This window comes from Mycobacterium sp. URHB0021, from assembly GCF_054057895.1.
Map to the genome: position 1 here is coordinate 5,701,181 of NZ_JBSRZT010000002.1, position 18,490 is coordinate 5,719,670.

Consider the following 18,490-nt stretch of genomic DNA (forward strand, 5'->3'; position numbering starts at 1 on the left):
TCTTGCGACACCGTCGGTTTGGCCCACCTTGCGACGAGCCTACGTGCGCGAACGGGGCCCGCTTCGGCTCCTCACGCTGGTCTGGCAGGTTTCGCCCGCGCCCCGACCGGAAAACCTGTCGAGCATGAAGGTACTTCTGGAACGCGAATTGAAGTTCGAGGTCGACGAGCGCTTCACTCTCCCCCGCCTCGATGACATCCTCCCGGATACCCAAGTCGTTCCGACGACCGTCGAGCTCAGCAGCGCCTATTACGACACCGCCGACGGCGACCTGCAGTCCCACGGGATGACGCTGCGGCGCCGCGACGGCGAGGACGACAACGGCTGGCAGCTGAAGGTCCCCGGCGCCGATGGGCGCACCGAGATCCATACCGCGCTGTCGGACACCCCGCCCGCGGAATTGGTCGAGTTGCTCACCGGCATCACGTTGGGCAAGCCGCTGACGAACGTCGCGACGATCCGCACTGTGCGCGACCGGCACCGCGTCGTCGGACCGACGCAGGACCGGCTGGTGACCGAGGTGGACGACGATCACGTCCGCGCGTCGATGGATGATCGGCTCCTCGCCTGGCGAGAGATCGAAATCGAATTCGGCGACGAAACACCGGCGATCGCGCGCCGCCTCGTCAAACGGCTTTCCGACGCCGGCGCTCGGCCGTCCCGTCATCCCAACAAGCTCGCCAGGGTCCGCCCCGCCCCGATGTCGACGACTGCCGTCGACACCCCGGCCGGCCGGGGCTTGGTCGACTACATGACCACGCAGATCGATGCGGTCTTCGCCGGAGATCTTGCGCTGCGCAGGGGCAGCGACCCCATTCACGACACGCGGGTGGCCATCCGCCGCCTGCGCAGCACCGTCCGCGTGTTCGGCAAGCTGCTGGACCCGACCGCGGTCGGTGATATCGACGCCGAACTCAAGTGGTTCGCCGGGTTGCTGGGCGAGGTCCGCGATTGTCACGTCCAGCGCCGCCGGTTCCGGCAGGCACTCACCGAGTGGCCGGCCGAACTCGTGCTCGGGCCGGTGGCCAACCGCATCACCACCGATCTGCGGTCCATCGAGTTGCCTGCCCGCCGATTGGTCGCCGAGGCCATGACGTCCCAGCGATACCTCGACCTGCTCGCCGCCCTGCAGCAGTGGCGTCTTACTCCCCCGATGATCGATTCGCCGACCGCCTCCGCGCTCGAAAAGCGGGCCCGCCGCGCGGAGCGCAAGGCCGACGAGCGGCTCGCCGAAGCGCTCGACACCCACGCCGACGACGCCGCCTTCCTGCACCGTGCACGCAAGGCGGCCAAGCGGGCCCGATACGCGGCCGAACTCCGTCAGCCCCTGGAGAAGAAGGCCAAGAAGACGGTCAAGAGCTACAAGAAGATCCAGACGGTTCTCGGCGACCATCAAGACAGCGTGGTGGCCTCCGCGACGTTGATGCGGTTGGCCAGGACGGCCGGAACCACCGACGGGGAGAACGGGTTCACCTACGGTCTGCTCTACGCCAGAGAACAGCAGTTGGCCCAGGAGGCACGCCGCAAGGTCCGCGGTCTCGGATAACTAGCGCAACGCGGGCATCCAGTGATCGGCGAGCGCCGACACCCATTCGGCGGCCACCCGGGCGTCCTCGGGCGGGGCGTCGACGATGACCAGTTCATCGACTCCGAGATCGGACAATGCACCGACGTCGCGGATGTGCAGATCGCGCAGGGCGAGAGCCAACCGCAGTTCGCCCGGATCACGGCCTCGGTCAGTGCATCGCGCGCGGAGGAATTCGACGCGTTCGGCCGCGAAGCGCACGTCGTCAAGATTGAACCCGTACCAACCGTCGCCCCACCCTGCCACGCGGCGCAACGCCGCATCGCTGTTACCCCCGAGGACGACCGGGACACTGCGCCGCTGATGAGGCTTCGGGTTGACCCGCACCGAGTCGAAGTTCACGAACTGACCGTTGAACGACGCGACGTCGTCGCGCCACAGCGTCCGCATCGCCGCGACATACTCCTCGGTGCGCTGGGCCCGCCGCTCGAAGGGGATGCCGAGTGCGTCGAATTCCTCGCGCGACCAGCCGATGCCGACGCCGAGCGTGAACCGGCCGCCGGACAGCGAGTGCAGGCTCGCCGCCTGCTTGGCGACCAGCACCGGATTGTGCTCCGGCAGCAGCAGCACCCCGGTCGCGATGCCGATCGCCGAAGTGGACGCGGCGGCGAAGCTCAACCCGATCATCGGATCGATCCAGTCGGCGGTGGCCGGGACGGCGATCTGCCCGTCATCGGCATACGGATAGCGAGACGTCGATCGGTCCACCATCACGACGTGCTCGCCGGACCACAGCGTGGCGAATCCGCACCGCTCGGCGGCGGAGGCGACCGCGTCGATCACCGCCCGCCTGGCGCCTGCGCCGATGCCCAACGCGTGCAAACCCAGCCGCATCGAGCGATCGTCTCACGTGGCGAGCAACGAGATGCCCGCGATAAGCAGCCCGATCACCTTGACGGCTTCCAGGCCGATATATGCCCAGTGCGCGTGCGATCGTGGACCGCCGTCACCCGCCAGGACGGCATCGGATCGCCGGGCCAACCGCGGGCGCACCAGCAGCACTTGCGCGAGCAGGGTCACGGCGGCGACGGCGGCGGCAACGCCGATTGTGATGCCCGGTGGTCGAATCGCGAATGACGCGGCGACGACCACCGCGAGCGCGAGTTCGCAGCCGTTGAGCACACGAAACACCAGGCGGCCGATGCCGAGCCCGATCTGAAGGGTGACGCCGGGGGCACGGAACTTCAGTGGGGCCTCGACGAAGGAGATCGCCAGCACCATGCCCAGCCACAGAAAAATCGCGGCGGCGGCGACAGCCGGGGCTGCTTCCACGGCCATCAGCCTACGACAGCAGCTTGGCCAGAACCGCGGCGTGGCTGCCGTCGAGGTCACGGGTCGCGGTGACCAGCGTGACGGGGCCGTCGTCCACCATGGCGCGCAATTCTGCCAGCGCCGCCGCCGCTTCCCCCTCGTCGAGTTCGGTGGTATAGCGTGCGGCGAACTCGTCGAATCGCTCGGGCTGATGTGAATACCAGTGCCGCAGGTCCGTGGATGGGGCGACCTTCGGTAGCCAGCGACCTACCCGCGGATCACCCCTGCGGAAGCCCCGCGGCCACAGTCGATCCACCAGCACCCGCTCACCGCCCTGAGGCTCCGGGTCGGTATAGACGCGCGCGAGCGTGATGCGCGCACGGGTGCTCATACGGTGCAATCGTAGAAGAATGGACATCGATCGGGTCGCCGAACTTCAACGCTGGCAGGATGCCGGCGCCGTCTGGCAGGTGCTTGCGCGGACAGATCGTGGCATCACCGTGGCGCTGCTGCGCTGCGACGGCGGCGAGGAGATGGACAGGTTCACCTCCGACGATCCGCGGCTACTCGACTTCATCGGCGACCGGTCCGACAACAGCGACTGAAGGGTGATCGTGAACTCCACCGTGGAACTAGGCAAGCTGACGTTCGTCCCGGTTGCCGGTGCCCCCGATCTGGTGGGCGAGCCTGTGCGGCGTCTGCTCGCAGACGGCGCCCCGGACGGACTGTGGGTCAGTGACATCGATCCCGGGCTGGCCGATACGGCGGCGTTCTGCCAGCAGTACGGCATCGGCCTGGACGTTTCGGCCAACTGCGTGGTCGTCGAGGCGAGGCGGGCTGAGCGAACCTGGTACGCCGCGTGCCTTGTTCTCGCCACCACACGTGCCGATATCAACGGGGTGGTCCGCAAACACCTTGACGCCCGCAAAATCTCATTCGCCGCAATGGAGGCCGCCGTATCGCACACCGAAATGGAATACGGTGGGATCACGCCGATCGGCCTGCCGCAAGGCTGGCCGATTCTGATCGACCGCCAGGTGATCGATCAGCCGCGGGTCATCATCGGAAGCGGGGTCCGCGGCTCGAAGCTGTTGGCCGAAACCGCACTCCTGGCTACGCTGACCGGCGCCGAGGTCATGGACCTCACGAAACCCGGCTGACCGGCGACTCGTCGTGCTATTGCAACGGCCCGCCACCCAGCGCGTACGCCGCCTTATGGCGGACCGACGCCCCAGTGCCCGTCCGGCCGTAATCGACATCGACTATTTCGGGCTTGCCGTCTAGGTAGGTAAGGAGTCCCGGCGGCGCATACGCCACACTGTCCCGGTACCGCTGTACCGCAGTTGATGCCACGCTTTCGCGACTTCCTGTGCCGACGCCGAGCGGCCGCGGGCAGGAAGGAATCAATCGATAGAAGCCCTTGCGGGACTCGTGGATGTCGGCCAGCGGATCGGGGTCGACATACGTGCGTGAACGCACGGTCGCATCGTCGGCGCATGACGAGCCGTCCGCACCAGACTGGCGCATGAACGCCTCAGGGTCGAACGCCAGACCGCAACGCTGCGCCCGATCCACCATCCACAACAGCGGTATATCGCTCACCCCGTGATCGGGGTATCCGCCACCGACGTCACAATGCACGCCCGGAAACCACACCTGCTCTACCCGCGGCCCCGTGCGCGACGCGGATTCTTGAGTCCACAGCGACGGGCGGAAGGGGCCGCGCTTCTCATCGATCGCCAACGCCTGAAACGCCGAGTCGACGATCGCGCTCAAGCTGGCGTCGTGAAACTGCCACCGCCGGTTGAGCAGATTCACCAAACGTACACCCTCGAAAGGAATACCCAACGCGCCCACGGTATCCCACACCCCGATGAATCGAATGCGCGTTTCATGCGAGTACGACTGCCTGAACAAGGTCGATTCGACGCTGCGCGGATGCGTGGTACTTCGTCGGCTGCGGTACAAGGCGTACGCCTCGTCGACGCGGTCGATCTCGGACGGCCGCAGAATGCCACAGTTGCGGACGAAACCGGCGGTGCTGCGGGCAGTGAACGCGCCGCGGCTGAAGCCGAAGAAGAACAGCTCATCGCCCGGTTCGAAATTGCGCACAAGAAACCGGTAGGCGTCGCAGATGTCACGCGACAAGCCGGCGCCGAAGGCGCCGCCACGGATGCGCTCGCGCCTGCTGGTGCCGACCCCGCGATGGTAGAAGGTCCGCTGTTCGCGACCCCGACCATCCTCGGGTGCGACTGCCAGCGCAACCTTGGTCACGTTGGTCGATGACAACTTGCCTGCACTGCGCTGATCCGGTGTGTTCCATGTGCCATCGCAGCAGACCACTAGACGCTTCGACATCGCTTCCCCCTTGGCGACAAGTTTCGCCCGATTGCCTGACGACGTCTTGAGTAGTGGCCTACTCGAATTCGGTGCTGCGGTACTCGGCACTCAGCTTGGGCCGGGAAGACGCAGCATCAGCCGCGCTCCACCAATCGGACTGGTCTCCAACGATGCGGTTCCGCCATGCAACTCGGCCTGCTGGGCCACCAACGCCAGGCCCAGCCCGGATCCCGAACGCGATGCGGTCGAACCCCGGGAGAAGCGCTCGAAGACCGCCGCGCGTTCGCCCTCCGGCACGCCGGAGCCGTTGTCGTCGACGGTGATCTCCACGCCGAAAGCGGAACTGACTGCGCTCAAACGTATCTCCGTGGCGCCCCCGTGCTTGACCGCGTTGGCGATGGCGTTGTCGATGACCAGCCGCAGCCCGGCCGGCTGACCGACCATGAGCACCGTGGGCGAGGGCAGCAGAGCCACATGGACCTGGGGGTAGCTGCGCAACGCGTCGTGCGCGGCGCGGTCGAGCAACTCGGTGATATCGACGGGAACGAAGTCATCTGCGGTGCTCAGTTCTCCCTGCGCCAACCGTTCCAGCGCCGTCAGCGTTGCCTCGATCCTGCTCTGGGTGCGCATGACGTCGCCGAGCAACTCCTTGCGCTGCTCGTCCGGCAGCTCCAGGGTGGACAGCACCTCGAGGTTGGTGCGCATGGCGGTCAGCGGGGTCCGCAGTTCATGGGAGGCAACGGCGGCGAAGTCGCGGGCGGATTCCAGCGCTGCCCTGGTGCGTTGTTGCTCGGTACCGATGCGCGCCAACATGCCCTCGACCGCCTCGGCGATCTCCATCGCCTCCCACACGCCGCGCACTTGAACGTCGTCGGGGTTGGACTGGGCATTGATGACGCGGGCCTGCCGAGCCAACAGGCGAAACGGATCGACCATCAGCAACGAGATGACCCAGCCGACCACCACGGTGGCGCCGATGACGCCGGCGCAGATCAGCAGGACGCGCCGATGCAGGGCGTCGATCTGGCGCTGGGTATCGGCCAGAGGCGCGCCGAGAGCGACGGCGGCGGTGCCGGCGCTGAACGTCCGGACCCGGTACTCGACGCCGTCGATCGTGGTGTTCGCGTAGCCGTTCTCCAATTTAGGCAGGACGATGTCGTTGGGCACCGATACAGTCGTGGCGCCGATGCGGGCGGTGCGCACGAGTGCGCCTCGCGGGGCGGGTTGCTTCGATATCGGGTTCAGGGCGTCGTCGAGCATGGTGCTGACGGCGCCGAGACTGCTCAACGAATCGAGCCGACGGTCGAGCTGGCTGTACTGGTCGTTGGTGATGCCGACCCACACCCAGATGCCCAAGGTGACGACCAGAGCTATTACCCCCAGCGCCGCCACGATGACGATGGTGCGCAACGAGAGGATGCGCAGCGGCAACCGCCGATAAAAATGGTTCTCGAGCTCCACCATTGACCCAGCAGACGAAGTTTGACATCACAATACGGTGCTGACGCGGTGTGGGCGTCGCCGCACACTAACTGCCGGACCGCAGAACCAGGTCGATGAAGGCCTCGGCCGCCGCATCGACCGCGTCGGTGTCCTCCGTGGCCACCAGGTCGAGCAGGAGGCCGCGGGCGACGGCCAGTCCCAGCCGCATCAGCGCCGGGTCGAGTTTTGCGCTTTGTGCTTCGAGCCAGCCGTCGACGGCGCCGGGGTGCATCCGCGCGAATGGCTGCTCACCCTGGACCCCACGCGCGTAACACTCGAAGAACAGCCGCTCGAACGGGCGCAGCTCGGTCCGGCGAAGGTCCGCCCACATCTCGGCGATCGCGGCCGCAGGTTCGGTGGGCAACTCGCGCAACCGCGTCATCTGCCGGTGCTCGACCTGTTCGACGATCGCCAGCAAAAGCTCGTCGCGCGAGCCGAAGTGGTGGAGCAGCATGCGATGGCTGGTGCCGACCGCCGCGGCGATATCGCGCAGCGACCGATCGCCGATGCCGCCAGTCCCGACCTCCTGCACCACCGCCTCCAGCAGCGCCCGGCGCCGCGGGAGATCAGGTGGTCGGGCCATCGAGGTGGCGCACCTGCTCACTGCGGGCCTTGAGACCTGCGGCCTCGAGTTCGAGGTAACGCCGGGTCATGCGTCGCATGGTCATACCGACCACGGCACCCACGGGGCCGCGCTGGTCGATCTGCTGACGAACCAGGCTCGCGCCGTCCCGACCCGGGGTGACGTCGTGGCGGGCCAGCGTCAAGCCGCCCGGTGACCGCTGTTCCCAGGTCCATCCCGCACCGTCGGTGAGTTCGGTGACCGTCCAGATCAATCTCGGCATGTGCGGTTGTTTTATCGCAAAACGCTTGCCGATGCCGAGGCCGGGCCCGTCCAGAGCAACGAGGCGAGTCACTGAATCCGTCCATTCGGGCCAGCGCTCGACGTCGCTGAAGATGCCCCACACCACCGTGGCCGGTGCGTCGATCTCGACGCCACTCTTGGTAATCATGTACCAAATGGTACGCAATCGCGGGGGGTTCGAAAGACCGTTGCGATCCGCGGATTGTCACCGGCACGTTAATTCTGAACGCCGAACTGCGGTCCGGCAGATATCTCACAGAGGGGTTCCAGTGACCGTTACGGTAACCGGTCCACCATGCTGCAATGAACGGGAATCAAAATCCGAAAAACCGTGTGAAGCCGATCGCCGCGATTGCCGGTGCTGCAGCGGTGATCGTGGCAGGCGCCCTGACGGTCGCTTTTGACGGCGGCGGCTCGGAACACACCAATGTGCTTGCGGGATCAGGTGATGCGCCGTCCAATACAACGTACAGGCAACCCAGTGTCGCGGCGATGAGCATGGGCGCGACGGCGTCGGCGCCGGAGACACCTGCAACGACACCGGAGATCGCCTATGCGAAACCGGTCATCAAGGCGGGTGGGTGATGAACATCGGACTGGGCGTGCGTTGCGTCCTCGCGGCAGGGGCGGTTGTTGTACTGGGATTGACGGGAAGCGCTGTGGCCGAAGCCAATTCGGGGGTGAACGTGACCGGCCAGAAATACAGCGACGCGCAATCCGCTTTGAGCGGCGCCGGCATGACACCCGTCGTGGAGTCGACTGTCGGCGACCAGAAAGCCTGGCCCGACTGTCTGGTCACGCGGACGCAGAAGCGGATGGTCGAACCGCCCGAAAATAGCGGTGGTAGCGCGACGACCGAGATGTTGGTGTCCCTCAATTGCGATGCGGGGGTGGCGACGGCCGATGTGCCCGGCAATTCGGTGGCCAGCCCCGAAGGACGGGCCGCCGTAGCGGCGGCGGCGTCCAAGAACAGCGGAGGTCCGGCCAGCTGAGACGCGGAATAGCCGCGGTGCCTTGCGGATCCGTCGAAGATATTGCCGATAGCCGCAGGGGGGACGTCGTAGGTCGAGCGGACACGACGTCAACCGGTGCGACGGCGGCGACGGCCGTCATGACATCGACAGCGGTCGCTGCGCGCGTGCCGGTCGCCGTCAATGCGGCCGTTTCCGACGCCGCCGATCGCGAGTGCGCCGCAAGGCTCTCCGGGGTACACCGGCCGGCCCGGCGGCAGCGAATTCGTGACGAGCTACCTCATCGACTCCCGCCAGGACCGAACCGCCGCCAATCCGACCCCAGCACCGTGATCTGTGTAATCCAAGCCACCGCGGGTGCATCGCTCACACAGTCGGCCAGGGGATGACGCCGACGGAACTCATGTGGCGGCGTCCTTGGCGGCCCGCGCGGCCGTCTCGAGCGCGGCCAGGTGCTCATCGACCGAGCGAAAACCTCTGCCCATCGTGTTGATCGACACATGAGTGGCGCCGGCGCCGGCCCACGCTCTGATGCCGTCGATGATCGCCTCGCCGTTCCCCTGCCAGGGCACGCGCCCGTCGATGCCGATGTCGTTCGGGTCGCGGCCGACCTCCGTGGCGGCCTGACGGACCTGTTCGAAGGCGGCGTCGAAGTTCGGCCCCGGACCGATCTGCGGAAACCATCCGTCCGCCAGCCGGCCCACGCGACGATAGGCGGGCGGTGACTGCGCGCCGATCCACACCGGAATCGGACGCTGTACGGGCAGCGGCGCGATGCCGGCGCCGGTGATGCGATGAAAGCGCCCGTCGAACGTCACGCTGCGCTGTGTCCACAGTGCACGCAGGACCTCGATCTGTTCGTCCATCCGCGCGCCGCGATTACCGAAGTCGGTTCCTAAAGCCTCGTATTCCACTGCGTTCCAACCTAATCCGACACCCACCCGCAACCGTCCGCCGCTGAGCAGATCCACCTCGGCGGCCTGCTTGGCCACTAGCACCGCCTGTCGCTGCGGCAGGATGATCACCCCGGTCACCAACTCCAGGGACGTGGTGATCGCCGCCAGATATCCAAACAGCACGAACGGCTCGTCGAAGGTGGTGCTCAGGTCATAGGGCCCGTTCCACCCCTGGTGTACCTGCGGATCGGCACCGACGACATGGTCATACGCCAGCACATGGCTGAAGCCGAGTTCTTCCACGCGTGCTGCGTAGGCGCGCACCGCACCCACGTCGCCGCCGAGCTCGGTCTGGGGAAATACCACTCCGACTTTCATGGCTTCCAGAGTGCCCTCGAATTCCGCTGACGGCGACGTCGGCGGCGAGCGGCTAACGGCCCCAGGAGTTCCACGACGTCACGGTTTCAGGGGGGCCGCTTCGCCGGTTGGAAGTCGGTGCCGACGGTGTTCGGCGACTGCCTTCTCGTCGGACAGGTGCAAGGTGGTCCACACCGAACCGAGACCGTGTGACCGCAACGCCAGCAGAAAACTCCATCCGGGCGGGAATGATCGAGGCCCACCGGATGCCGCGGCGACCAGTGGGCCCATGTCCAGACGCTGCACGGGCCAGATAGTCCGCGCCCGCACGGCGATAGACGTCGGCGGTCGCGGTGCGCTTTTCGGCGTCAGTGATCACCACCCAACGCCAGTTCTGGCTGTTGCCCACTGTCGGCGCCCGCATGGCCAGCCCGATCCACTCGAGGATGACCTCGCGCCCGACCGGTCGCGACAAGTCCAGTCGTTTACGCACCGAGCGAGCTGGAAGGGGACCTTCGCGTCATGGGTCAGGGTGGTTCGAGACGTCCCTCACCCGCCGATCTCACCCGCGATCCCGCGCTCGATGGCCGCGCGTGTCGGCGCGGGCAACGCGATCAGGCCCTCGAGTTCCCGGTGCGCCAGCTCGTAGGCCCTTTGCCTTTCCTGCGAGGTGGCACCGTCATCCGACGCCACCCTCAGCAGTGACTGCGCGCGTGCCAGTCGCTGCTGCTGTTCTGCCGAGAAGTCGGTGCGACGCCTGCGCACCGCCTCCGCTTCGGCCGCATCGAAAGCGGTGGCATATTCCTCGACGGCGCCGAGGTACTGCGCGGCCGAGTCGCGATCGTCGAGCAGGTCTTCGGCCCTCGCAGGTCGCAGCAGGTCAGCCCGTCGCTTCGCCTTGTGAAACCGCGTGGTGAGCGGATCGCGCATATCGGTGATGAGCGGGAAGTCGAGCAGCTTGGCCGGGTCCAGCTCGTATTCCAGCCAGCGGGCGTCCGTTCGGGCGTGCTCCTCGACTACCCGCGTGATGGTCTGCCACTGGGCGGCGGGGCTGCTCCAGGCCGGCGCTGGTCCGGACAGAGTTTCCGGCCGCGGCGCGGGCGCAACCGACTCGTCCTGTCGTTCGTTGCGCTGTTTGGTGGCTGCCGAGAAGCCCTTGATCGCCGCGTAGAGGACACCGGCCAGCGGCACGATGACGATGAGAAGCTCGATCAGACGGAACAACAGGCCCACACCGCCAGGATGCCAGGGCGGCGCCTCAGCAGACCGTGCAGAGCTCCATCTGGATGTTGTCGGGGCCGCGGAACACCACCCGTCGCGAAGCCATACGGTTCGTCACCGGTTCTGTGCCGTCGGTCGGTTGACCAACATCCCGTGTATGCCTGTCGGATCCGTTCGTCGATCGACTTCACCGAACTCCCGTGACACCAACATAATAGGCACGCATTGACACTGCCCATCCCTTCGACTAGACACAGTGAAATCGGACAGATCGTTCTAATATGTCTGATGACGTCGGGCATCACCATCCCCGACCCCGTGCTGCCGAACCCGGTTCAGGAGGGGAACCTGATCTTCACCGACCCGCCGCGGCCTCGTCAGCTGCACAGGTTGATCAACACGGGGTTCACCCGGCGGCAGGTGGCCATCCTGGAGCTGAAGGTGCGGGAGATCGTCCACAGAGTTCTCGCCGACGTCCGGCCCGGATCAATCCACGAATTCGCCGACGAACTCGCGGCGCCATTGCCCACGCGGATGATCGCCGAACTTCTCGGCGCCCCACCCGACGACCCCGAACAGTTCCCCCGGTGCGGTGGAGGAGATGTTGCGCTGGACCAGCCCGGTGACGCATATGGCTAGGGAGGCGACGGTCGAAACCGTCATCCGGGGCAGGCACATCCGCGCGGGCGACATGGTGGTGATGCTGTATGGCTCCGGGAACCGAGACGAGGAAACATTCGGTTCCGACGCAGATCATTCATGATCTCTCGCGATCCGCATCCGCTTACCGCATTCGGCTGCGGAGAGCACTCGTGCATCGAGGCACAGCTGGCTCGTCTCGAAGCCCGCATCTTCTTCGAAGTACTGCTGGGTCAATACCCCGAACTCGAACTGGTCGGCGACGTCGACCGGATGCGGGCCACCATGGTGCCCTGTGTCAAGCGGATGCCGGTGAGAATCGGAACGGGGTACTGAGCGGTGCATCCGTGACTGCCGAAACGACCGCGACCGACACACGCGAGCTCATCATCGACTCGGCGTTCGTGTGCTTCCGTGAACGTGGTTTGAACAAGACGACCGTCGTCGACATCGCCAGGGCTGCCGACGTCTCGCGGAGCACCGTGTATGAGTACTTTCGCGACAAGGCCGAGATCGTCGAAGCCTGCGCCGAAAGCGCGTCGCAGCGGTTCTACCGCGAGATGGCCAGAGCGGTGAGCCGGGGCGAGTCCCTCGAGGAGAAACTGACGCGCGCGGCGGTGTTCGTCACGAGAGCCCGGCGATTCGTCGAGCCCGAAATGTACTTCGACGCAGGGGAAGTGAGTCTGCTGCTCACCAAGAACGCCGCGGTGCTGCTGCGCGAGTGCGGGGAGTTCCTGGCACCCTATCTCACCGCGGCGAAGCTCACCGGCGAGGTGCGTAAGGAACTGGACGTTGCAGCGGCCGGTGAGTGGTTCGCACGCATGCTCTTCTCGCTCTTCAGCACGCCGTCGTCAACCTTCGATATGGACGATGACGAAGTGGTGGCGGAATTCGTTCGTTCTCATGCAGTGCGGGGATTTACGAACAGTCGTGCCGGCCGGTCATGCTGAACCGTCGCATCGGGAGATCGGATCTCGCAATGGGCGTATTGAGAACTCCTGACGAGCGTTTCGCGAACCTGCCCGGCTATCCGTTCGCGCCCAACTACGTCAAGGTCGAGACGAGGGGCATCCCCGCCCTCAGGATGCCTATCTGGATGCGGGCCCGGCGGATGCGCCCACTGTTGTACTCGTCCACGGGCAACCCACGTGGTCATTTCGGTACCGCGACGTAATCCACGCCCTCACCGGCTGCGGGCTACGGGTCATCGCACCCGACCTCATCGGTTTCGGTCGCTCGGACAAGCTGACCGAGGCCACGGATTACACCTTTGTTCGCCACATCGACTGGCTGCGCGGGCTCATCACCGGCCTGGATCTGGACCAGGTCACCCTCGTGGCTCAGGACTGGGGAGGTCCGATCGGGTTGAGTGTTCTCGCCCGCGACCCTGACCGGTTCGCCAGAGTCGTCACCACCAACACCATCCTGCACACGTGCGATCCGGCACTGGCCGGTGCCCTCACGTGGGCACACCACGGCGTCGCCGATGACCGAATGACGTTGCAGGGAACCCTACTCGACTGCGTGTCGTTCTACCGTCGGTCCCCCGGACATCGTGCCCAGTTATTTTCTTGAACGCGGTGGCGGGCCCGTTCCCCGCCGACGTTCTCGCCGCCTACGACGCTCCGTTTCCCGATAAGCCGTTCAAAGCCGGCCTACGCCAACTCACCGCACTGATACCGCTTACCCGCAATGATCTCGGCGCTGAGATCGGACGGACCACGATGGCCGCGCTGGAACAGTGGCAGCGGCCGTTCTTGACGGCCTACTCCGACGGGGATCCGGCGACACGGGGGTGGGACAAGGTATTTCAAGATAGGGTTCCCGGCGCTCGAGGCCGCAAAACACACGACCATCGCCGGCGCCGGTCACTTCGTCCAAGAACAGAATGGCCCGGAGCTGGGGCGCGTCATCACCGAATTCATCACAGGCACAAGCTGATCGACCGACGAGGAGCGCGCCCCAGGAGTCAGACCGACAACAGGCGCTGGAAGAACTCGCGGTAGCGCTTCAGCGCGACACGTAAGTCCTCTGTAGAAGCGTTTTCGCCCTTGGCCCATTGCGCTTCCAGCCGCGAGCGCGCATCGGAGAAACCGGTGGTGAGCTGCTCCACCACCTCCGACACCAATCTGTCAGCCCTCTGCACGCACTCTTTGGGGCTGTCGACGAATGCGGCCTGGACATCATCCCACCGCGAACGCAGCCCGGACAGGTCGGTGTCACCGAAAAGAGAAGGAGAGGTCGATGGGTCGCTCGCAGGCTCGGGCACCGCTTGTGATGGCCGGCCTTTAGCCGTCGGCGTCGGCGGCACGTCGCCCGTAGTCACCGGTTCCCTTTCGGCCGACGGTGGCACATCACCCGCGGACAGCGGCTCGCGTGCGGCCGGTGGAGCGTCGGCGGAGGGATCGATTCGTGCAGCCGCCGCTTCGGTCGTCCCCATGTTCGATTCCGGCCGGGCCATCGGTGCTTCACCACCTTCCGGTGTCGCAGCGGTGCGGATCTGATCGTCGTGGGTGGTCATGCCCGTGCCTCCTTCGGCGTTTCCCTGTCGGTGTCGTGATCGGCCTCGAGCAATTTCTCGAAGAGTGCCCGGTAATGCACGAAGGCCTCACGCTGCGCCTCCGTGCCGATGTCTCCTTTTTCCTGAGCCAGATGAATGACATGGGCCGCTCGATAGTGCTCGACCACGTTCGGGTGATCGACCGAGATATCGGCCGCCCGCTGTTCGAAATCGTCGATCGGATAACCCCGCTCGCGCATCACCTGGGTGACCAGGCGATCCGCGTCGCCCACCGCCCTCGACGGATCGTCGACGAAGGCCGTTTGCACCGCGCGCCAATGTTCGGCGTACTTGCTTCGCGATTCCGGCGCCAGCGCGACGACATCGAGCTTCTGGCGATTTCGTTCGCGCGCGATGAGTTCCTTCTCCGCGGCGCCCTGATCACCTGCATAACCTACGGTCCGGTCGTACTCCGGACCGAAGTGACTCTTCAGCCGTTCGGTTCGCTTGCGCCGACCCGCCGAGCGCGCGAAGATCACCGCCAGTGCCACGACGACCACCACGACGATGGCAATAACTACCCAACTCCAAGCAGGCATTTCTCCAGACCTCCTCGTCCTCCAGGAGGGTGTAACCCGTGGGCGGTCTGCAGAAACGTCAATTTTTGGCCACATGGCACTTGCACGTCGGATTAGTAACGGCTACAACCGTTTCAGTCAGAACTGGAATTGATCCTAATGATCAGAGGTCTCCCAGATCGTCGGGCACGTCGACGGCGTACTGCTCGAGCACGTCAAGGGGCACGACGTCGAGAGTTCGCTCGTGGGTGGAAGCCAGCACTACCGGTGCCGCGCATCCTTCGCTGTGCGCGCGAAGCCAGTTCGCGGCCGTCACGCACCAGCGGTCGCCGGGTGTGAGACCGGGGAACCGAAACTGAGGCATCGGCGTGGACAGATCGTTGCCGATCGAGCGCTGGTGCTCCAGGAACTCTGCTGTGACGACAGCACAGATGGAATGCAGTCCAACGTCTTCGGGTCCGGTCGAACAGCAACCATCACGGTAGAAACCGGTCAGCGGTTCGGTGCCGCAGGGTTCCAGGGCGCCTCCCACGACGTTGCGATCAGCCATTGGTACATCATCGCTCCTTCGGCGGCGGTCCCGCCGCCGAACTCGCGCCTGCCCCCCGAGTGGCCCATGAATTGGTTGCCGGAATGGCCCTTACCCATGAGCCATTACGGGCCTAGCGTCGCCTTATGAGAAGACCGATCGTCTCCGCCGGATGGGCGCTGGCGGCAGAAGCGGTTACTTTCACGAGTCTGTATCTCGCGGCCGGCGCGCTGATGCCATTGCTGGTGCTCTATCAGGAGCAATGGCAGCTTCCGGCGACGCTGCTCACGCTGACGTTCGCCGTTTTCGCGGTCGGGTTCCTGGCCGCGGTGCTGACCGTCGGATCACTGTCCGATCATGTCGGCAGGCGTCCGGTTCTGATAGGCGCTCTGATCATTCAACTGGTCTCGAATGTGCTGCTACTGTTTGCCCCCGATATCGGTTGGGTGATCGCCGGACGCATCGTGCAAGGCGTCGCCATCGGCATCGCAACGACGGCTTTCACCGCAGCGCTTGTCGAACTGGCTCCGCCGAACCGCAAGAGGCTGGGCGCGATCCTCGGCAGCGTCAGCCTGACCGGCGGTCTGGCGGTCGGCTCCCTGCTCGCCGGTCTCGCGATTCAGCTCACGGACATCGCGAATGCCGTCGTCTTCAGCGTCCTCATCATCGTCACAATGCTCGGCATCGGGGTCGTCGTGCTGTCACCGGAGACCGTGACCCGCGCACCGGGGGCGATCCGTTCGCTGGTTCCCCGGTTGGCCGTACCACCGCCTGCCCGAAGCGAATTCGCCGCAGCCGTGCCCGCGATCTGCGCGATCTGGATGCTCTCGGGCCTCTCCGGTGCGCTCGCCCCCAGCATGATTCGCGGCGTCTTCGAGCTGAACAGCGGCCTGCTGAACGGGCTGTGCGGGTTCGTCGCTCCGGCGGCGTCAACAGTCATCGGGCTCGCGTTCGCCCGGCTCGCACCCAGACGTGCGATGACCATCGGCATCTGGGCATCCATCGTCGGGGCCATCGGCATCATCGGCGGTGCGTCGGGGGCGGGCCCGACGATCATGATCATCGGACAGATGATCGCCGGAGCCGGCTTCGGTGCGTCATTCGCTGCCGCCCTCCGCCTTGTCCTCCCGCTCGCGGCGGTGCATCAGCGCGCCAGGATCGCCGCCGCGATCTACCTTGTCTCCTATTCCGCTTTCGGAGTGCCCGTCGTGATCGCCGGCCACCTGACGGCCACCATCGGCCTGGTGCCGACGGTGTCCTGGTACAGCGCCTCGAGCGTGCTGTTGTCACTCGTCAGCCTCGGAGCACAGCTACGACTGATGCGCCGCCGGCCGAAGTCTCTACCGGCGCGCCGGTTCGGCGACCCACGCGCCCTGCCGCAGGACGCCCGCCGCCGCCAGATCCGCGTCGAGGACCACCAGGTTGGCGGGTGCGCCTGGGACGAGCCCCTCGCTGGGCAGTCCCAGCGCCCGGGCGGGATTGAGTGAGGACTGACGCACGGCAGCCATCAGAGCCTCGTCGCGGGCAACCCCGCTGTGCATCACGACGAACCGGAATTGACGGTCCATGGGCGCGGTACTGCCCGCGATGGTGTTCGTCCCCGCGACCCGCGCCACCCCGCCGACGACGTCCACCGTCATCGGCCCAAGGGGATAGATCCCGTCAGCCATGCCGGTGGCCGCCATGGCGTCGGTGATCAACGAGACCCGGTCGGGTCCGGCCGAGCGCACGACGTGCCGGTAGATCGCCGGGTCGACATGCACACCGTCGGTGATGACTTCGACGGTGACCCGGGCGTCTTCTAGCAGCGCGATGACGGGACCAGGCTCGCGACGGTCGATCGGACGCATGGCGTTGAACAGGTGAGTGCCCACGGTCGCGCCCGCTGCGATCGCCGCCCGCGTCTGCTCGTAGGTCGCCTCGGTGTGGCCGACGGCCGCCACCGCCCCCGCATCGACGATCTGCCGGATCGCCTCGAGCGCACCGTTGCGTTCCGGTGCGAGGGTGACCATCCGGACCGCCCCGGCACCCGCGGCGAGAACGTGGCCGACTTCACCGGCGTCCGGGTCGCGCATCAGCGACGGCCGGTGCGCGCCGCAGCGCCGGATCGACAGCCATGGACCTTCCAGATGGATTCCGTCGATCACACCCGCGCGCACGTCATCGGCCAATCCCCTGACCTGGCGTAGCAATTCGGCCGGATCCGCGGTGACCAAGGAGGCGACGAGTGTGGTGGTGCCGTGGCGCCGGTGAAACGCCACGGCGGTGGCCGTTGCATTGTGGTCTGCGGCCGAGAAGTTGGCGCCGCCACCGCCGTGCACGTGGGTGTCGACGAAGCCCGGCACCACGGTCACCGCACCGAGGTCGCGGTCCGCGACCCGGGGAGAGCCACCGGCGCCGACGGCACCGATCATGCCTTCGGTCACCTCAATCCACCCCGGCCGCAACAGCTCTCGCCCCGTGATGAGGGTATCGGCGGTCAGCAGCACTCAGATGCCCTGCCATTCCGGCTTGCTGCGATAGGTCTCGCGGTAATAATCGACGAGCTGCAGACGGCGAGCCGCAGCCTCGTCGAGCAACACCGTCACGTGCGGGTGATGCTGAAGGATGGTCGCCGGCCACAATGCGCTGACGGCGCCCTCGACCAGATAATGCACGGCTTCGGCCTTGCTGCGCCCGGCCGCCACCAGGATCAGGTGCCGGGCCTCCATGATGGTCCCCAAACCCTGGGTCAAGCAGTGCGTCGGCACCGATTCGACGTCACTTCCGAAGAAGCGCGCGTTGTCGATCCGCGTCTGCCGGGTCAGCGTCTTGATGCGGGTCCGGGAGGCCAGCGAGGAGCCCGGCTCGTTGAACGCGACGTGGCCGTCCGTGCCGATCCCGAGGATTTGCAGGTCGATGCCACCGGCTTCGCGGATCGCCTCCTCGTAGGCGGCACATGCGGCCGGGATGTCGGCGGCCAGGCCATCGGGGCCCCGAACCGCGCCGGGGGCGAAGTCGACCCGTGACACCAGCACCTCGTCGATGACGTTTCGGTAGCGCTGCGGGTGGTCGGCGGGCAGGCCGACGTACTCGTCCAGGGTGAAACCCCTGGCCTGCCGGAACGACATCAGTCCGGCATCGTAGCGGGCCGCCAGTTCGTCGTAGATCGCCAGCGGCGACGATCCGGTGGCCAGTCCCAGGACCGCCGTCGGTTTGCGGTCGAGCAAGGCGCTGATCGCGTCGGCCGCGACGCCGCCGATCTCGTTGGCGCCCTCCAGAATGACGACTTCCATC

Annotated in this window: 22 protein-coding genes and 3 pseudogenes; 10 read left to right on the forward strand and 15 right to left on the reverse strand. The window is 66.2% G+C overall.

Annotated elements, in window-relative coordinates:
* The first annotated feature begins 124 nt into the window (after positions 1 to 124).
* Complete coding sequence (locus ACVWWN_RS30530; protein WP_457147187.1) at positions 125 to 1,546, forward strand: CYTH and CHAD domain-containing protein; 1,422 nt, start codon at positions 125 to 127, stop codon at positions 1,544 to 1,546.
* Here ACVWWN_RS30530 and ACVWWN_RS30535 read toward each other — a convergent pair whose 3' ends face one another.
* The 3 genes from ACVWWN_RS30535 to ACVWWN_RS30545 all read right to left on the reverse strand — a co-directional run bounded on the left by ACVWWN_RS30535 (position 1,547) and on the right by ACVWWN_RS30545 (position 3,227).
* Positions 1,547 to 2,419 carry an LLM class F420-dependent oxidoreductase gene (locus tag ACVWWN_RS30535; protein ID WP_457147188.1) on the reverse strand — a complete coding sequence of 291 codons (873 nt, stop codon included), beginning with the start codon at positions 2,417 to 2,419 and terminating at the stop codon, positions 1,547 to 1,549. It lies immediately after the preceding gene.
* A gap of 12 nt (positions 2,420 to 2,431) precedes the next feature.
* Positions 2,432 to 2,806 (reverse strand): hypothetical protein, encoded by a 375-nt coding sequence (locus tag ACVWWN_RS30540; RefSeq protein WP_457149341.1) that lies wholly within the window; start codon positions 2,804 to 2,806, stop codon positions 2,432 to 2,434.
* Positions 2,807 to 2,867: 61 nt separating this feature from the next.
* Entirely contained in the window at positions 2,868 to 3,227 is a 360-nt protein-coding gene (locus ACVWWN_RS30545; protein ID WP_457147189.1) for a DUF488 domain-containing protein, read from the reverse strand.
* 19 nt (positions 3,228 to 3,246) lie between these two features.
* On the opposite strand from ACVWWN_RS30545, the gene ACVWWN_RS30550 reads away from it, so the two are divergent.
* Together ACVWWN_RS30550 and ACVWWN_RS30555 are read left to right on the forward strand one after the other, a co-directional pair.
* Positions 3,247 to 3,441, forward strand: coding sequence for a hypothetical protein (locus ACVWWN_RS30550; RefSeq protein ID WP_457147190.1), 195 nt, complete (start codon positions 3,247 to 3,249; stop codon positions 3,439 to 3,441).
* A 9-nt stretch (positions 3,442 to 3,450) separates the two neighbouring features.
* Complete coding sequence (locus tag ACVWWN_RS30555) at positions 3,451 to 3,996, forward strand: YbaK/EbsC family protein (RefSeq protein ID WP_457147191.1); 546 nt, start codon at positions 3,451 to 3,453, stop codon at positions 3,994 to 3,996.
* Positions 3,997 to 4,012: 16 nt separating this feature from the next.
* On the opposite strand, the gene ACVWWN_RS30560 is transcribed toward ACVWWN_RS30555, so the two are convergent.
* The 4 genes from ACVWWN_RS30560 to ACVWWN_RS30575 form a co-directional block, all read right to left on the reverse strand.
* Entirely contained in the window at positions 4,013 to 5,194 is a 1,182-nt protein-coding gene (locus tag ACVWWN_RS30560) for a DUF2235 domain-containing protein (protein ID WP_457147192.1), read from the reverse strand.
* A 90-nt stretch (positions 5,195 to 5,284) separates the two neighbouring features.
* Positions 5,285 to 6,640, reverse strand: a complete 1,356-nt coding sequence (locus tag ACVWWN_RS30565; protein WP_457147193.1) for a sensor histidine kinase — start codon at positions 6,638 to 6,640, stop codon at positions 5,285 to 5,287.
* Between the two features lie 64 nt (positions 6,641 to 6,704).
* On the reverse strand, positions 6,705 to 7,241 hold the full coding sequence (locus tag ACVWWN_RS30570; RefSeq protein ID WP_457147194.1) for a TetR family transcriptional regulator: 537 nt from the start codon (positions 7,239 to 7,241) through the stop codon (positions 6,705 to 6,707).
* Entirely contained in the window at positions 7,225 to 7,671 is a 447-nt protein-coding gene (locus ACVWWN_RS30575) for an SRPBCC family protein (protein ID WP_457147195.1), read from the reverse strand. The genes ACVWWN_RS30570 and ACVWWN_RS30575 overlap by 17 nt, the downstream gene beginning before the upstream one ends.
* Positions 7,672 to 7,826: 155 nt before the next feature.
* On the opposite strand from ACVWWN_RS30575, the gene ACVWWN_RS30580 reads away from it, so the two are divergent.
* Complete coding sequence (locus ACVWWN_RS30580; protein WP_457147196.1) at positions 7,827 to 8,108, forward strand: hypothetical protein; 282 nt, start codon at positions 7,827 to 7,829, stop codon at positions 8,106 to 8,108.
* Positions 8,108 to 8,515, forward strand: coding sequence for a hypothetical protein (locus tag ACVWWN_RS30585; RefSeq protein ID WP_457147197.1), 408 nt, complete (start codon positions 8,108 to 8,110; stop codon positions 8,513 to 8,515). The genes ACVWWN_RS30580 and ACVWWN_RS30585 overlap by 1 nt, the downstream gene beginning before the upstream one ends.
* A 380-nt stretch (positions 8,516 to 8,895) precedes the next feature.
* On the opposite strand, the gene ACVWWN_RS30590 is transcribed toward ACVWWN_RS30585, so the two are convergent.
* From ACVWWN_RS30590 to ACVWWN_RS30600, 3 genes and pseudogenes are all read right to left on the reverse strand, one after another.
* Complete coding sequence (locus tag ACVWWN_RS30590) at positions 8,896 to 9,768, reverse strand: LLM class F420-dependent oxidoreductase (RefSeq protein WP_457147198.1); 873 nt, start codon at positions 9,766 to 9,768, stop codon at positions 8,896 to 8,898.
* A gap of 52 nt (positions 9,769 to 9,820) precedes the next feature.
* A pseudogene (locus ACVWWN_RS30595) lies at positions 9,821 to 10,240 on the reverse strand (nitroreductase family protein).
* 56 nt (positions 10,241 to 10,296) lie between these two features.
* On the reverse strand, positions 10,297 to 10,980 hold the full coding sequence (locus ACVWWN_RS30600) for a hypothetical protein (RefSeq protein WP_457147199.1): 684 nt from the start codon (positions 10,978 to 10,980) through the stop codon (positions 10,297 to 10,299).
* Between the two features lie 279 nt (positions 10,981 to 11,259).
* On the opposite strand from ACVWWN_RS30600, the pseudogene ACVWWN_RS30605 reads away from it, so the two are divergent.
* The 4 genes and pseudogenes from ACVWWN_RS30605 to ACVWWN_RS30620 all read left to right on the forward strand — a co-directional run.
* Positions 11,260 to 11,943, forward strand: a pseudogene (locus ACVWWN_RS30605) (cytochrome P450); the annotation flags it as partial.
* Positions 11,944 to 11,954: 11 nt separating this feature from the next.
* Complete coding sequence (locus tag ACVWWN_RS30610; RefSeq protein WP_457147200.1) at positions 11,955 to 12,557, forward strand: TetR/AcrR family transcriptional regulator; 603 nt, start codon at positions 11,955 to 11,957, stop codon at positions 12,555 to 12,557.
* A gap of 29 nt (positions 12,558 to 12,586) precedes the next feature.
* On the forward strand, positions 12,587 to 12,781 hold the full coding sequence (locus ACVWWN_RS30615) for a hypothetical protein (protein ID WP_457147201.1): 195 nt from the start codon (positions 12,587 to 12,589) through the stop codon (positions 12,779 to 12,781).
* A complete protein-coding gene (locus ACVWWN_RS30620) occupies positions 12,781 to 13,182 on the forward strand; it encodes an alpha/beta fold hydrolase (RefSeq protein ID WP_457149342.1) in 402 nt (133 codons plus the stop codon). The genes ACVWWN_RS30615 and ACVWWN_RS30620 overlap by 1 nt, the downstream gene beginning before the upstream one ends.
* Before the next feature lie 394 nt (positions 13,183 to 13,576).
* On the opposite strand, the gene ACVWWN_RS30625 is transcribed toward ACVWWN_RS30620, so the two are convergent.
* From ACVWWN_RS30625 to ACVWWN_RS30635, 3 genes are all read right to left on the reverse strand, one after another.
* Positions 13,577 to 14,128: a hypothetical protein gene (locus ACVWWN_RS30625; protein ID WP_457147202.1), complete on the reverse strand. Its 552-nt coding sequence runs from the start codon at positions 14,126 to 14,128 to the stop codon at positions 13,577 to 13,579.
* Positions 14,125 to 14,706, reverse strand: a complete 582-nt coding sequence (locus tag ACVWWN_RS30630; protein WP_457147203.1) for a hypothetical protein — start codon at positions 14,704 to 14,706, stop codon at positions 14,125 to 14,127. Before ACVWWN_RS30630 ends, ACVWWN_RS30625 begins: the two co-directional genes overlap by 4 nt.
* Before the next feature lie 142 nt (positions 14,707 to 14,848).
* A complete protein-coding gene (locus ACVWWN_RS30635) occupies positions 14,849 to 15,235 on the reverse strand; it encodes a DUF2237 family protein (protein ID WP_457147204.1) in 387 nt (128 codons plus the stop codon).
* 125 nt (positions 15,236 to 15,360) lie between these two features.
* On the opposite strand from ACVWWN_RS30635, the pseudogene ACVWWN_RS30640 reads away from it, so the two are divergent.
* A pseudogene (locus ACVWWN_RS30640) lies at positions 15,361 to 16,395 on the forward strand (MFS transporter); the annotation flags it as partial.
* A gap of 159 nt (positions 16,396 to 16,554) precedes the next feature.
* Here ACVWWN_RS30640 and nagA read toward each other — a convergent pair.
* Together nagA and nagB are read right to left on the reverse strand one after the other, a co-directional pair.
* Positions 16,555 to 17,703 (reverse strand): N-acetylglucosamine-6-phosphate deacetylase, encoded by a 1,149-nt coding sequence (gene nagA, locus ACVWWN_RS30645; RefSeq protein ID WP_457147205.1) that lies wholly within the window; start codon positions 17,701 to 17,703, stop codon positions 16,555 to 16,557.
* Positions 17,704 to 18,489 (reverse strand): glucosamine-6-phosphate deaminase, encoded by a 786-nt coding sequence (nagB, locus tag ACVWWN_RS30650; RefSeq protein ID WP_457147206.1) that lies wholly within the window; start codon positions 18,487 to 18,489, stop codon positions 17,704 to 17,706.
* Position 18,490: the final 1 nt, after the last annotated feature.